The following is a 769-nucleotide window of genomic DNA, read 5'->3' as shown; positions in this document are numbered from 1 at the left end:
ATCGCCGCAACATGCGCCGCCCAGAATTGCATGTCCTTTTTCATCCTTGTCCCACATAAAATTAGATGGGGAAAGAATGCTGCAGCCGCAGCTATGCCACAAGTCTGGGGTTTATGGCGCGCTTACGCACCAATAAGAAATATCGCGATCCTTCTGAGGGCATCCGGATTCGCCACGATGGTTATCTCATCAAGTTGTTTATTTTTTTTGCTACCGGTTGCCCTTCCCAGAACCCTAAAATTACGCATCGTCTTCATAAATTAACACCCTTGCTTCTTAAAATTCGTTCTCTGCACCGGTCAAGAGTCGTGGAGGCATCATTTTATTCATAGTTTCGTTGCATGTGTGGGGAGCCTGCACTGCCGTAGACGGAGATAAAAGCTCCGCACATGAGTTCGTGATGTCGGATTAATGTGCGCGGATTCCGCTGTTGCCGATTTAGTTTGGATATTTTTCGGAATTTGGATGCAGAGAGGACGAAAATCTGAGGACAAAATAATCTCCGTATAAAGCCCGATCCTGGAAGCGCTCAGGCTGCCGGTTAAAATCTGCGGGCGAAAAAAAACCCCGGTTTGCACTAAGCGCGATCTTAAGCGCGCTTAGGCTTACCGGGGTCTTTCTCTTATAACTAGCCTGACGATGACCTACTTTCACACTGGTTGCAGCACTATCATCGGCGTAAAATCGTTTCACGGTCCTGTTCGGGATGGGAAGGGGTGGTACCGATTTACTATGGTCATCAGGCATAACTTGTACAGCTTGGTGCTCC

1 rRNA gene is annotated in these 769 nt (G+C 48.0%); it reads right to left on the bottom strand.

What is annotated here, in order from left to right:
• Positions 1-631: 631 nt before the first annotated feature.
• Positions 632-744: ribosomal RNA gene (gene rrf / locus F2P44_RS34435) — 5S ribosomal RNA — on the bottom strand.
• Positions 745-769 lie beyond the last annotated feature (25 nt).

It is taken from the genome of Massilia frigida (genome assembly GCF_011682175.1).
In the GTDB taxonomy this organism is placed as follows: Bacteria; Pseudomonadota; Gammaproteobacteria; order Burkholderiales; family Burkholderiaceae_D; genus Telluria_A; species Telluria_A frigida.
Note: the sequence above shows the minus strand (reverse complement) of the source record. Positions and strands in the feature narration are given on the sequence as shown.